The sequence below is a fragment of the Psychrobacter sp. MES7-P7E genome (genome assembly GCF_002863645.1).
Classification (GTDB): Bacteria; Pseudomonadota; Gammaproteobacteria; order Pseudomonadales; family Moraxellaceae; genus Psychrobacter.
Map to the genome: position 1 here is coordinate 68,530 of NZ_PJBU01000113.1, position 13,978 is coordinate 82,507.

Annotated in this window: 11 protein-coding genes; 10 read left to right on the top strand and 1 reads right to left on the bottom strand. The window is 40.4% G+C overall.

From position 1 onward, the window contains the following. Nucleotides 1–73: 73 nt before the first annotated feature. From CXF62_RS12325 to CXF62_RS12360, 8 genes are all read left to right on the top strand, one after another. Nucleotides 74–1,315, top strand: coding sequence for a capsule biosynthesis protein (locus tag CXF62_RS12325; protein WP_180952664.1), 1,242 nt, complete (start codon nucleotides 74–76; stop codon nucleotides 1,313–1,315). 363 nt (nucleotides 1,316–1,678) lie between these two features. After that, a complete protein-coding gene (gene lepA / locus CXF62_RS12330; protein WP_101204270.1) occupies nucleotides 1,679–3,478 on the top strand; it encodes a translation elongation factor 4 in 1,800 nt (599 codons plus the stop codon). 102 nt (nucleotides 3,479–3,580) lie between these two features. Further along, nucleotides 3,581–4,483: a signal peptidase I gene (gene lepB / locus CXF62_RS12335; protein ID WP_102094585.1), complete on the top strand. Its 903-nt coding sequence runs from the start codon at nucleotides 3,581–3,583 to the stop codon at nucleotides 4,481–4,483. A 131-nt stretch (nucleotides 4,484–4,614) separates the two neighbouring features. After that, a complete protein-coding gene (locus CXF62_RS12340; protein ID WP_228153236.1) occupies nucleotides 4,615–5,007 on the top strand; it encodes a DUF4845 domain-containing protein in 393 nt (130 codons plus the stop codon). Nucleotides 5,008–5,110: 103 nt separating this feature from the next. Then, the gene (rnc, locus tag CXF62_RS12345) at nucleotides 5,111–5,908 is read left to right on the top strand and encodes a ribonuclease III (protein WP_057758394.1); all 798 of its coding nucleotides are present in this window, start codon (nucleotides 5,111–5,113) and stop codon (nucleotides 5,906–5,908) included. A 346-nt stretch (nucleotides 5,909–6,254) separates the two neighbouring features. Then, nucleotides 6,255–7,220: a GTPase Era gene (era, locus tag CXF62_RS12350; RefSeq protein ID WP_227526679.1), complete on the top strand. Its 966-nt coding sequence runs from the start codon at nucleotides 6,255–6,257 to the stop codon at nucleotides 7,218–7,220. 63 nt (nucleotides 7,221–7,283) lie between these two features. Beyond that, the gene (recO, locus tag CXF62_RS12355; protein ID WP_102094588.1) at nucleotides 7,284–8,075 is read left to right on the top strand and encodes a DNA repair protein RecO; all 792 of its coding nucleotides are present in this window, start codon (nucleotides 7,284–7,286) and stop codon (nucleotides 8,073–8,075) included. Nucleotides 8,076–8,141: 66 nt separating this feature from the next. After that, entirely contained in the window at nucleotides 8,142–8,915 is a 774-nt protein-coding gene (locus CXF62_RS12360; RefSeq protein WP_102094589.1) for a pyridoxine 5'-phosphate synthase, read from the top strand. A 20-nt stretch (nucleotides 8,916–8,935) separates the two neighbouring features. On the opposite strand, the gene CXF62_RS12365 is transcribed toward CXF62_RS12360, so the two are convergent. After that, complete coding sequence (locus CXF62_RS12365) at nucleotides 8,936–9,664, bottom strand: GspH/FimT family pseudopilin (RefSeq protein ID WP_102094590.1); 729 nt, start codon at nucleotides 9,662–9,664, stop codon at nucleotides 8,936–8,938. Nucleotides 9,665–10,248: 584 nt separating this feature from the next. Between CXF62_RS12365 and CXF62_RS12370 the strand changes: the two genes are divergently transcribed. Together CXF62_RS12370 and typA are read left to right on the top strand one after the other, a co-directional pair. Continuing rightward, nucleotides 10,249–11,523, top strand: a complete 1,275-nt coding sequence (locus tag CXF62_RS12370) for an OmpA family protein (protein ID WP_102094591.1) — start codon at nucleotides 10,249–10,251, stop codon at nucleotides 11,521–11,523. A 349-nt stretch (nucleotides 11,524–11,872) separates the two neighbouring features. Next, nucleotides 11,873–13,723, top strand: coding sequence for a translational GTPase TypA (gene typA / locus CXF62_RS12375; protein ID WP_057758402.1), 1,851 nt, complete (start codon nucleotides 11,873–11,875; stop codon nucleotides 13,721–13,723). Nucleotides 13,724–13,978 lie beyond the last annotated feature (255 nt).

Below are 13,978 nucleotides of genomic sequence, written 5' to 3' on the forward strand. Positions count from 1 at the left end.
TGTGTTTTCACACGGTTGCACGACCTTTCTCATTTTTATTTCTTATTTTCTCATTTAATGGTAGCCCTGTATTATGGCAGCTTCGATGTCTCACTTGCTTACTCATCGACATGTCTTGCTACTACAAGGGAAAATGGGTGGGTTTTTTAATCGCTTTTCGTCATTCTTGCAAACTCAAGATATTAAAGTAAGTAAAATCAATTTTAATGCAGGCGATGCCTTTTTTTATCATCACGACAATACCTACGAATATACCAATACATTAGCGCAATTTTCCTCTTGGTTGCAGGCGTTCATTAAAGAAAATGCCATTGATGCGATTGTATGCTTTGGCGATTGTCGACCGCATCATACTCAAGCAGCGTGTATCAGTGAGAAGCTAGGTATTTCATTTTTTGTCTTTGAAGAAGGGTACTTGCGTCCTGATTACATTACCTTACAAGAGCATGGGATTAATGGCTATTCACGTCTAAACACTGCTGAGATTAAAGCACTTAAGAAAGCCAATGATCAGCCTTTATACACACATAATCGATTTTATCGCTTAAGTATCGCGGCCATCGTCTATTACATCATTGCTTGGCTTTATAAAAGTCGTTATCCACATTATTCGCATTATCGTGGTATGACCGCTTGGCAAGAGGCCATCGCTTGGTTAAAAGCACCGTGGCGGAAGCTACGAGGATATTTGCCAGATAAACAATTGCAAAATAGACTGATCAAGCAAGAAAGTAACAATTACTTTTTGATTAGTTTGCAAGTACATAATGACTCACAGATTACCCATCATAGTGATTATCGTGATGTGGTACAGTTCATTGATGAGTCTATCGCAAGCTTTGCCAAATTTGCTAAGCAAAAACAGTTACTTGTGTTTAAGCATCATCCATTGGATCGTGGTCATAGAGACTATCGGGAGCTGGTAGCTAGCCTAGCTGAGCGCTATCAAGTGTCTCATCGTGTTTTCTATGGTTGCGATATGCACCTGCCAACTTTGATGAAATATAGTATTGGCATGGTGACTATTAACAGTACGACAGGCTTGCAGTCGGTTTATCATAAGAAACCTACTAAGGTTATGGGTCGTGCAATTTACGATATTCCTAAGCTAACAGATCAAAAGCCGCTTGATGATTTTTGGCAGCAGCCTAAGGGCCCAGATAATGAATTTTATTTGAGATTTCGTGAGTACTTGATAGAGCAAACTCAAATAAATGGTGCTTTTTATGGCAGATCGCCATGGATGTATAAGTATCTGTACCAAAATGGCAGTGAAACGACAGACGTAGATATGTCTAAAACCAATTTACCCTAGTCATTTATTCGCTTTTGTTTCTAAGAAGTCATAGTAATTATAATAGTATCTATATAAAGAAACGAAGTTCAACAAGTGTAACGATTGTTGCGTTATCCTTTTTTAGCTTGTCATTTCATCTGTAAGTCACATCTCTTCTAACAAAATCGCCTTACTTTGCAGTGGAAAACTGCTAGAATACTCTTTTATGTCTGCGTATAAGAGTTAATGTGCTTGGCTATGGATTTTAGACGGTAGTATTAGCCGAATTGACTTGTTATAACGGTTGACCTTCAAAGAAGTACAAGCATCTTATCAATTGCATCTGACAATATTTATTTTTTAGTTTTATTATTCTATCACCCTTAATTTAGTAGGCGCTTTGTGACTGCATTAGCCAATATTCGTAACTTTTCAATCATTGCCCACATTGATCATGGTAAGTCGACCCTTGCCGATCGTTTTATTCAGATGTGCGGTGCCTTGCAAGATCGCGAGATGCAGGCGCAGGTACTCGACTCAATGGATATTGAGCGTGAGCGCGGTATCACTATCAAAGCACAGTCAGTAACACTGTTTTATGATCATCCAAATGGTGAGCGCTATCAGCTTAACTTTATTGATACCCCGGGTCACGTCGACTTTTCATATGAAGTGTCGCGTTCATTAGCAGCTTGTGAAGGTGCGCTATTGGTGGTTGATGCCGCTCAAGGCGTAGAAGCGCAGTCAGTAGCCAATTGCTACACAGCCGTTGATCAAGGCTTAGAAGTCATGGCGGTGTTAAATAAGATTGATTTGCCACAAGTTGAGCCTGAACGCGTCATTCAAGAAATTGAAGATATTATCGGTATCGATGCCGTTGATGCACCGCGAGTATCAGCCAAATCTGGTCTTGGTGTTGATAAGCTGCTAGAAGCGTTGGTCGAATTTATCCCGGCACCAACTGGTGACCGTGAAGCACCACTGCAAGCACTAATTATTGACTCTTGGTTCGATAATTATTTGGGCGTGGTCTCATTGGTACGGGTGCGTGAAGGTACTATACGTAAAGGTGACAAATTATATATCAAGTCGACTCAAGAGGCACATCTGGTTGGCTCGATTGGTGTCTTTACCCCTAAGCCTGTAGATACGGGTGTTTTAGAAGCAGGGGAAGTCGGCTTTGTTATTGCGGGTATTAAGGATATTGCCGGAGCACCAGTAGGCGACACTATCACTCATGCTAAGACCCCTGATGTGGATCGTATCCCAGGCTTTAAACAAGTCACGCCACAAGTCTATTCTGGTATGTTCCCAGTAGATTCGAGTGATTTTGAAAAATTCCGTGAAGCTTTGCAAAAACTGCAAATTAACGATGCTTCGCTGTTTTTTGAGCCAGATACGTCGGATGCGCTTGGCTTTGGTTTCCGCTGTGGCTTCTTGGGTATGCTGCACATGGAGATTATCCAAGAGCGTCTAGAGCGTGAATATGATCTGGATTTGATTACTACAGCGCCGTCAGTTATCTATGAAATTGAGAAAAAGAACGGTGATGTAATCTATGTAGATAACCCCTCACATCTACCTGAGCCAAACAATATTGAAGAGTTCCGTGAGCCAATTGCCCGCTGTCAGATTTTAGTACCGCAAGAATTCTTAGGCAATGTAATGACGCTATGTATTGAGCGTCGTGGCGTTCAGGTTGATATGCGTTTTATGGGTCGACAAGTACAGCTTATATTTGATATCCCAATGGGCGAAGTGGTCATGGATTTCTTTGATCGCCTAAAGTCAGTCTCACGTGGTTTTGCATCGCTAGACTATAATTTTGAACGTTATCAAGCCGATAAGTTGGTGAGAGTTGATGTACTAATCAATGGCGATAAAGTTGATGCCTTAGCGATGATCGTGCACGAAACCCAATCACGTTATCGTGGTAATGCTCTAGTTACTAAGATGAAAGAGTTGATTCCACGTCAAATGTTTGATGTCGCCATTCAAGCGGCTATCGGTAGCCAAATCATTGGTCGTAGTACGGTAAAAGCCATGCGTAAAGACGTATTAGCAAAATGCTATGGTGGCGATGTGTCACGTAAGAAAAAGCTACTGTCTAAGCAAAAAGCTGGTAAAAAACGTATGAAGCAAGTAGGTAATGTGGAAATTCCACAAGAAGCCTTCTTAGCTGTGTTGCAAGTTGATAGCTAATCGCTAAACGTAACCTAAGATAGTCATTGTAGATAACAGTCAAATGTAGTGAGTCTTATCGTAAAGGTGTTAGATAAGCCGCTCGTTAATAGGCAATTTGGTATGGATTTTGATTTTAATTTAATTTTAGTGCCGTTAACTATAGTCCTAGGAATTGTTTGGCTGTTAGATAAGCTAGCGCTCAAACAGCGCAAAACTCGTGGTCGAGGTCAGGAAGGCTTACTGGTCCGCTGGGCTTATGACTTTTTTCCTGTGTTAGCAGTGGTATTGATAGTACGCTCATTTTTAATTGAGCCATTTAATATCCCATCATCGTCTATGGTGCCGACGCTATATACGGGTGACTTTATTGCTGTCAATAAGTATGCATATGGCGTGCGCCTGCCGTTAACCTATAATAAGGTGCTGGATACTGGTGAACCTGAGCATGGTGATGTGGCAGTGTTTCGCTATCCTGAGAACCCGAGCATTTATTATATTAAACGCGTTATCGGTTTGCCTGGTGACACCGTAAGCTATAGCCAAGGCACGTTATCTATCAATGATGTACCTGTTGAGACTAAGTCTGTAGATTTCGCGGCAAATGCTGAACTGACCTCACAGCTATACTTACCAGGTCAGGTTGGTCCAGGGCAAGTACTGACTGAGGAGAGTGCTTCTGCAATGGGTCAGCAAGAAGAAGATGTGGCACAATATTTTGAAGAAGTACAAGGTGACAACAAGCATCTCGTGCGCTATTTAGACGGTATGAACAGTTCACAATACGCGCCATTTTTGCAGCAACAATCACCAGAAGTGGTGGAGTCAGAAGGTACTGAGTGGCGTATTGATGTGCCAGAAGATCAGTATTTTGTGATGGGTGATAACCGCGATCGCAGCGCAGACGGTAGATTTTGGGGCTTCGTTCCTGATGAAAACCTAGCAGGTAAGGCTGTTTATATCTGGATGCATAAACCACCTGGTCTTAATCTACCGACCTTTGAACGTAATGGTACTATCAATTAAGATTATGAGATTGTCTAGAGATTGATTGGTTGATAATAGTTTTATGCTAATATCGTTGCTAAATAATTAATAGCTATTTATTATTTATACACTTATTCGAAATAGTCGTTTATCTTTAGAAGGATATCATAATGCAGCAATTATCTGGTTTGGCTATGCAGCGCGGCGCCAGTGTGACAAATGTTGTTCTTATTATTATACTTTTGGGTATTGCGACTAAGTTGACAGTAGCCATCGTACCGGCTCAGATTGGTGACTATCAATTGACCAAAGTATTAAGTGCACAGTTAAAAGAAGCCAATAATAATAAAGAGACAGCCAAACAATTTGTTGAACGTGTCAACAAACAGTTATCTATCAATGCTGACTATGATACCAAGGCAGAAGAAGTATTTACCTTTACTGATAAAAAAACAGGTCAATTGGCTATCTATAAAGAATATGCAGTAACTAATAACTTTTTTAGCAATGTCGATATCGTGAATCGTTTCGAAGGTAACATCGAGATGACGATAGCAGAGTAAGTCGCAATAGTACGACATAGCACCTTCATTATATTCATAAAATATATCAAATAATATTATTAAACTAAATCTGTCAAGCAGAAGGGATAACCACAAACCACGCATGAAACCAACTTCGCACCATTCCCAAGCGGTTCCTACTTCCCAAAAAAATAGTACGTCTGTTGACACGCTTGTTGTTAGCTCAGAATTTATTCAGCGGTTAGCAGTATTAACGCGTAAGTTAGGCTACGAGTTCAATGACTTGAGCCTTCCTAAACTTGCATTAACGCATCGCTCATTTGATAGCAAAAAAAACTATGAGCGCCTAGAGTTTTTAGGTGATGCACTGTTAGGGATGATTGTGGGTGAAGCTTTATATCATCGTTATCCTAGTCAAAATGAAGGGCGCTTAACGCGTATGCGTGCGACATTGGTGCGCCAAGAGTCGTTGGTAATTATCGCTCAAAACTTAGAGCTGTCTAACCATCTTATATTAGGAGTAGGTGAGCGCAAAGGTGGCGGTCGCAATCGTGCTTCCATACTGGCCGATGCCGTAGAATCTCTGATCGGTGCTATTTATTTAGACAGTCAAGATATGGATATTACTCGCAAATGTGTTCTCTCTTGGTATGGTGATCTGATTGATAATGTTAATGACCAAAAAGCATTGAAGGACGCCAAGAGTCGGCTGCAAGAATGGCTACAATCTAAACAGTTTGACTTACCTAATTACGAGCTCATGGAAACGCGTGGTAATGCACCGCATCAAATTTTCGTTGTACGTTGTCATGTCAATATCAATAACTGCCCTGATATTACTGAATCTGGTGAGAGCCGCCGTATCGCTGAACAAAAAGCAGCAGAGCTTATGATTAACCAATTACATAAATTGCCAGGATCTGCCAAAAAACGTGTATAGCCGATGTCTATTTAATGCATTTTTAGATGCAGAGTATTAGCTTAGATTGGTTGTAACTTGGCAAACATACATTAAAACTACCTCACATATTATTTATTTTAAAACTTTAAATGTTTCTAGCTCGTTTTTAATGGTGACTAAATAAATTTAGCATCAACGACTGTTCGGCTAGACACAAACCCTATAGGATTAACTTATGAGCAATCATACTGATTTGCCATCAAACAATGAAGACAGCACCCAAAGTTTGGGTGAAAACACAGATATCGATTTAAGCCAAAACAATATCGAAGTTACCGAAGAGACTGATAGTATTGATGCAGAAGATATTGCATTAGACAATGATATGGCTATTGAAGAATTTTTTGCGCCAAGTGGCAATACTCGGATGGCTGATGATTTTAGAGCAGGTTATGTGGCCATTGTTGGACGACCAAATGTGGGCAAGTCAACTTTGATGAATCACTTATTAGGTCAAAAGCTGTCTATTACTTCACGCAAACCACAAACCACCCGTCATCGTATTCATGGCATTTTGTCAAACCATGAAATGCAAGCGGTGTTTGTTGATACACCAGGTATTCACCGTAACGAAGTACGTGCTATTAACGAACGTATGAATAAAGCGGCGGTATCGGCGTTAGTAGATGTAGATTTAGTACTGTTTGTTGTTGATTCAGATCAATGGCGTGACGATGATTTATTGACCTTGCAAAAGCTCGGTGAGACCAATCTAACAGTCGTATTGGTTATCAATAAGTCAGATACTCTAAAAGATAAAGGCAGCGTGCTACCACTTATCGAAACTTTCAACGATAGTTTCGATTTTGCTGATATCGTTCCTGTATCTGCACTAAAAAATCAAAACTTAGATCGTTTGCAAGAAGTGATTGCCTCACATTTACCAGTGGCTGCTCCTATTTATGATACAGAGCAAATCACTGATCGCTCTGAGCGATTTTTAGCCAGTGAAATTATTCGCGAAAAAATCATGCGTAGTGCAGGCGATGAAGTACCATATGATTTAACCGTACAGATTGATGAGTTTAAAGACGAACCTGCACATACTGATCCAAAAACAGGGCGTCCACGCAAAGCTTGTACTTTCATCGATGCGACTATCTATGTTGAACGTGGTGGTCAAAAAGCCATCGTTATCGGTGACAAAGGTCAGCGTATCAAACAAGTTGGTATGGATGCTCGTAAAGATATGGAGCAGTTGTTCGGTAAAAAAATCATGTTAACTTTGTGGGTCAAAGTGAAACGTGGTTGGTCTGATGACGAACGTGCGTTGACCAGTTTGGGCTATTGATAGCGGTTAAAAACAAACGCTTCAAAAGCACTGCCTGCCTTTTAGCTATTTAGGTAATAAAAAATGCGTAATGAAGCGCTCGTCGGGTATTTATTGCATCAGCGTCCTTATCAAGAAAAGCGCGCTTTGTATTATCTTTTTTCTCAACAACACGGTGTGATACATGGTGTTGGGAAAAAAGGCGCGCCACTATTTATGCCGTTACAGCTTTTTGCTACTGGCAAACGCGACCTAAAAACTTTCAGTCAAATTAATATTGCCTCGCAAGATACGACTCAAGCTGACAGTGTTCAAAAAGACGGTGTTAAAAAAGATAGTAAACCTGCTGTCTTAGAAGCCGTACCTTACGCCAATATCAGCGGTCAACATCAGTATGCCGCACTATATATAAACGAGATTCTGTGGCGGTTGTTACCTACTGAAGACCCAATGCCTGTATTATGGCAGCATTATCAAATCAGTCTACAACAACTCAAACAACCTCTAAGTAATAACGAGCTTCGTCTCTGTCTACGTCAGTTTGAGCAGTATCTATTTACCGAATTAGGATTCACTTTAACGTTAACGCATGACAATGTTGAAAACCCCATCGAGTCTGATTGTACTTACCGCTTTTTACCGGATGTGGGTTTGCTCCCTGTATTGGTACATAATGAAGAATCTGAGCATTTAGCCAGTGAGTCTGGACAGACCGTCTTTAAGGGTGCAGATATCATAGAAATGGCACGCTTAGGTATTACTGAGCAAACGCTGAGCCATTGGTCCAAACTACATCGACATCTTATTGATCATTTGCTTGATTATCAGCCGCTACAAAGCCGTCTGTTATGGCAGCAGCAGCAGCGTTATCAATAACTGCATTCTCAAATATCATCGTAGTATCAACTATATAAGTTAGGCTTAATTGTCCAAAGGATTTTTATGAGTATCTCTGTATCTACCTCATCTGAAAACAATTCAAAAAAACCTTTGTTAGGCGTGAATATTGATCACGTGGCAACATTGCGTCAAGCGCGCGGTGTGAGTTATCCAAGTCCTTTGGCTGCTGCATTATTGTGCGAAAAGGCAGGGGCAGACGGTATCACTATACATTTACGCGAAGATCGTCGTCATATACAAGATGCAGATGTTTATGAAATGGCAGGTCAGTTGTCGACGAGAATGAATCTAGAGATGGCCGCAACTGATGAGATGCTTGCAATAGCCTGCGAAGTTAAACCTTTTTGGGTATGTCTAGTACCTGAAAAGCGTGCAGAGTTAACGACAGAAGGTGGTCTTGATGTTGCAGGGCAAGTCACGTCTCTAAAAGAGTATGTTCATAAACTACAAGCCTCTAATATTAAAGTTTCTTTGTTTATTGATCCTGATGACAAGCAGATTGCAGCCGCGATAGAGTGTGGTGCAGACGCGGTAGAGTTGCATACGGGTGCTTATGCCGAAGCAGGATTAGCAAATGATACTGACGTACAGTTGGCTGAACTTAAAAGAATCGAACATGCAGTAGCTACAGCACAGAGCCTAGACGATAAATTGCTTATTAACGCGGGTCATGGTCTAACGTGTGACAATGTGAATGCCATTGCAAAGATTGATGGTATATATGAATTAAATATCGGTCATGCACTTATTGCAGATGCCGTATTTGTAGGACTAGAAAGCGCTGTAACAATGATGAAAGAGGCCATGTATAAATAGGTTTACATATATGGTATTTATTAACCGCTACATTTCGTAGGGTGGTCTGCATTAAGTTTGTGTTTGACGATGCCAGATTGGTTAAAAGAGATTTGGTACATTGACTTGTTATAAGAAGAGGTAGGGCAGTATTTTATATGGCCGAAGTGTCCTCGCGGTCTGCCACTATCACCCCAAAATTTAGTATAGTGACGCCTACCGCCAACTCGTAACTTCACTGTACTATATCTTAGGTTTAAGGATTGCTGTGTTAATAAGGTATCTACTTGAGAATCAAAATGCTTATTGTTATTTTTATCTACGAATAGCAGAAGCGTTTTATCGCTGTTCCTATGACATTGCTGTGCATCATTCGATAAACAAACCAAGACATCCTGTCGACTTATATAACTTTCGGCCTTTGCTAAGGATAAAGTGTTCTCTAACTGATGCTTGACCCGTTGGGCTTCCATTCGTGCTAAGTGCGTTAAGATACTTGGCGCTGCAATAGCTGCGATAATTCCTAATACCATTGTCGTCACAGTTAGCTCAACGAGAGTAAAGCCGTTTGATTGCTTAGCACTGAGAATATTATTGTTCTGAAGGGATAGTTTCCTATAACTGACTAACTTCAGTAGTTTATTGAATAACCTAGATACAATAGCTACAAGCTTATCAATTCCATACCTGCCTTTTCTGCAAATAGGCAAACAAAAGGTAAAAATGACTATTCTCTTATAATGGGCCAGTACCTTACTAAATAAGTTCATAATGCGCTACATCCTATAGCTATTTGTCATTCAAGTAGAAAACAACGTCTCACACATCCTTGTATTGACTATCTTTTAAGCAGACCAATTGTCCAAATTCTTTAAACTTTCTCTTATTCTACTGTATATAAAACACATACAACACCTAATTACTTGATTTCCAGAAGAATATTGGTTTTTTACAATATATATGTAATATATAGCGACTGTCAAAAAATGTTTCAATTAGTGAAAGAACGACATTAGCAATAGAGAAAAAATTCTAATTGTAATAAAATGCTTCAAGAAAATAGCTATCAATAGACTATTCATCTATCGCAAACTTATGTGTAAAAGATAAGAAGCGTAAGGTGTGTTAGTTCTGGGTAACTTAGACTATTTATTGTGTTTTAGTTACAACATTATCGTGTAATAATGTGTAGCTCGTTAACGAAAAAAGTTGTAAACTGAATTAATAATCGCTAAGCTACTCCTTAATTGGTTTTGCTTTGTAACTTAAAATGCGTAAGAGATGTCTATCTTAGTACGTCTTGAGAATCGGTTTTGCTTAATGCATCACTAAAATTATCCTTTGGAGGAAGTCCATGAAATTGAATAAAATAGCTCTAGCCCTTGTTGCTGTAGCGGCTGCACCGATGGCAGCTAATGCTGGCGTTACTATCAGCCCATTGTTACTTGGTTATCACATGACTGAAGAATTCAGTGATACCTCTGACAAACAGCGTGAAGTTCTTACTACTGGTAAGAACCTGCAAAACAATACAGATCGTGCCGGTAACGACAACGGTGGCGTAGCCAAAGAAAGTAGTTTATACACTGGTGCAGCACTAGGTATCGAACTTACTCCTTCTACTCAGTTCCAAGTAGAATATGGCGTATCTGATGCAAACGGTGAAGCTTCTGAAGATTCAGCGAAGTCTGGCGCTAACCGTTTTGATATCGAACAAGAAATGATTTCTGGTAACTTCTTGATCGGTACTGAAGAATTCACTGGTTATACTGATAGCGCACTTAAGCCATACGTACTAATAGGTGCTGGTCAGTCTAAAATCAAAGTAGAGAACCAAGAACAGTATACTAATTCTAACGGTGAAGTAGTTGCTGCTGGTACTGAAGTATCAAACTCTAAAGACACTATCGGTAACCTAGGTCTAGGTGCTATGTATCGCATCAATGACGCGCTAAGCCTACGTGGTGAAGCTCGTGCGATTCATAACTTTGACAACAACTGGTGGGAAGGCATGGCTTTGGCCGGTCTAGAAGTAGTACTAGGTGGCCATTTAGCACCTACAGTAGCAGTACCACCTATGCAAGAGCCAGTAGTTGACAACACTCCAGTAGTTGTTGTTGAAGCTGATCTTGACTCTGACGGTGATGGCGTACCTGATAGCATCGATGCATGCCCAGGCACTCCAATGAACGTTGTAGTTGATGAGCGCGGTTGCCCAGTACCAGTAGACATTACTGACGAACTGAAAATGGAACTACGTGTATTCTTTGATAACGACAAGTCAGCTATCAAAAACCAGTACAAGCCAGAAATCGCTAAAGTAGCAGAGAAGATGCGTGAGTATCCTAACTCTACCGCTCGTGTAGAAGGTCATGCTTCTAAGACTGGTCCTTCAGCACGTTATAACCAACGTCTATCTGAAGCTCGTGCCGTTGCTGTTAAATCTATGCTAACTAACGAATTCGGTATCGCTCCAAACCGTCTATCAACTGTAGGCTATGGTTACAACAACCCAATCGCTTCAAACGACACTGAAGAAGGTCGTGCTATGAACCGTCGTGTTTATGCCATCATCACTGGTGACAAAACAATGACTGTTGAACAAACTAAAGATATGGTTGTTCAATAAGTATTAGCAAAATAACCGTATAGTTAAATATACAGTTACAAAAAAAGCCACCCAATGGGTGGCTTTTTTTTATTTATGTATTGAGAAAAGTGAGTTATTACATAAATTTATGAATCAATAATGTTATACTACCCACCCAAACATTCTGTAAATTAACAGTATGTACATTAGCATAGCAATCTGTATGATGAATTCGTCAGTATAGATATTTGATTGTATTGAACTTTTTTATTTGATAGCATTCTTTTCTGCGTCATCTTAGATTCAATATCTATCTGATTGATGATGAAAGTTTATTCAGCAGCGCTTACTGCTACTGCATTTTTTTAAGACGAAACGAGCATTTTATATGGCGAACGATATCAAACACCTGCGTAACATTGCAATTATTGCCCACGTTGACCACGGTAAGACAACTTTGGTTGATAAGTTATTACATCAGTCTGGTACTTTTGGCGACCGTGCAAACATTGCTGAGCGTGCAATGGACTCAGGTGATATTGAGCAAGAACGTGGTATTACCATTTTGGCTAAAAACACAGCTATCCGCTGGACAGATAAAACTTCAGAAACTGAATACCGTATCAACATTGTTGACACCCCAGGTCACGCCGATTTCGGTGGTGAAGTTGAGCGTGTAATGTCTATGGTTGATTGCGTACTTTTGGTTGTTGACGCTGTTGATGGCCCAATGCCTCAGACTCGTTTTGTGACGCAAAAAGCATTCGAACAAGGTCTAAAGCCGATCGTTGTTATTAACAAAATCGATCGTCCTGGCTCACGTCCTGACTGGGTAATGGATCAAATCTTTGATTTGTTTGACAACCTAGGTGCAAACGATGAGCAGCTTGATTTCCCAGTTGTTTATGCTTCGGCATTGAATGGTATCGCAGGTCTAGAAGCAGATGATTTAGCTGATGACATGACGCCATTGTTCAAAACTATCGTTGACGTTGTTCAGCCTCCACAGGTTGATGCTGACGCTCCATTCCGTATGCAAATTTCAAGCCTTGACTACAACAGCTTTGTTGGTGTTATCGGTATTGGCCGTATTCAGCGTGGTAAAGTTAAACTTAACACGCCAGTGACTGTCATTGATAAGCATGGCAAAACGCGTAACGGCCGTATCCTAAAAATCATGGGTTACCATGGTCTTGATCGTATTGACGTTGAAGATGCACAAGCAGGTGATATCGTTTGTATCACAGGTATCGATGCGCTAAACATCTCTGATACTATTTGTGATCCTAACAACGTTGAAGCACTACCAGCACTAACGGTAGATCAACCTACAGTATCTATGAACTTCCAAGTAAACAATTCACCATTTGCTGGTCGTGAAGGTAAGTTTGTGACTTCACGTAACATTCGTGAGCGTCTTGAGCGTGAGTTGATTCATAACGTAGCATTGCGTGTAGAAGACACTGAGTCTCCGGATAAATTCAAAGTATCAGGCCGTGGTGAGCTTCATTTATCAGTACTTATCGAAAACATGCGCCGTGAAGGTTTTGAGCTAGGTGTTTCTGGTCCAGAAGTTATCGTTAAAGAAGTTGATGGTAAGCTACAAGAGCCGTATGAAAACGTTGTCTTCGATATCGAAGAAGAGCATCAAGGTTCTATCATGGAGCAAGTTGGTCTACGCAAAGGCGAGATGACTAACATGGAGCTGGACGGTAAAGGCCGTATGCGTATCGAGGCGACCATACCAGCGCGTGGCTTGATCGGTTTCCGTTCTGAGTTCCTAACCCTGACTTCAGGTAGTGGTATCATGACGTCGAGCTTCTCACATTACGGTCCACAGAAGATCGGTGATGTTGGTGGTCGTTCTAACGGCGTATTGGTTTCTATGGCAAATGGTACTTGCCTAGGTTTTGCTCTGTTTAACCTACAGAAACGTGGTAAATTGTTTGCTGAGCCACAGCTTGAAGTTTATGAAGGTATGATTGTTGGTCTTAACTCTCGTAACGATGATATGACTGTTAACCCGACGACTGCTAAACAGTTAACTAACGTACGTGCTAGTGGTACTGACGAAGCATTGACATTGACGCCAGCAGTGAAATTCACTCTTGAGCAAGCGCTTGAATTTATTCAAGATGATGAGCTAGTCGAAGTAACGCCAAAAGCGGTACGTATTCGTAAGCGCTACTTGACTGAAAGTGAGCGTAAGCGTCATGGCCGTGGTAAGAAAGGTGCTTAATATAAATAAGTGAGTTACTGAGTAATTCATTATATTAATGTTTGACGCAAACACTTAGTGTCAGTAGTTTTGCTGGCACTAAGTGATTCAAAAATGAGCAGTATAAGGTGAGCTATTAGTGGTTCACTTTATACTGCTTTTTTTGTGTTGTAATCTTGGAAAAATAGGGACAGAATGAATAGTGGCATTAATGTATTCAATTATTAACATGAAAGCTAAATGTGACACTAATTATATAAATATCTATTGGTTTAT

Bases quoted from the DNA above. Each gene is read 5' to 3' on its own strand.
- CXF62_RS12340 (WP_228153236.1), top strand. From the start codon at position 4,615: ATGCAGCAATTATCTGGTTTGGCTATGCAGCGCGGCGCCAGTGTGACA.
- CXF62_RS12360 (WP_102094589.1), top strand. From the start codon at position 8,142: ATGAGTATCTCTGTATCTACCTCATCTGAAAACAATTCAAAAAAACCT.
- CXF62_RS12370 (WP_102094591.1), top strand. From the start codon at position 10,249: ATGAAATTGAATAAAATAGCTCTAGCCCTTGTTGCTGTAGCGGCTGCA.
- typA (WP_057758402.1), top strand. From the start codon at position 11,873: ATGGCGAACGATATCAAACACCTGCGTAACATTGCAATTATTGCCCAC.
- lepB (WP_102094585.1), top strand. From the start codon at position 3,581: ATGGATTTTGATTTTAATTTAATTTTAGTGCCGTTAACTATAGTCCTA.
- rnc (WP_057758394.1), top strand. From the start codon at position 5,111: ATGAAACCAACTTCGCACCATTCCCAAGCGGTTCCTACTTCCCAAAAA.
- recO (WP_102094588.1), top strand. From the start codon at position 7,284: ATGCGTAATGAAGCGCTCGTCGGGTATTTATTGCATCAGCGTCCTTAT.
- CXF62_RS12325 (WP_180952664.1), top strand. From the start codon at position 74: ATGGCAGCTTCGATGTCTCACTTGCTTACTCATCGACATGTCTTGCTA.
- era (WP_227526679.1), top strand. From the start codon at position 6,255: ATGGCTATTGAAGAATTTTTTGCGCCAAGTGGCAATACTCGGATGGCT.
- CXF62_RS12365 (WP_102094590.1), bottom strand. From the start codon at position 9,664: ATGAACTTATTTAGTAAGGTACTGGCCCATTATAAGAGAATAGTCATT.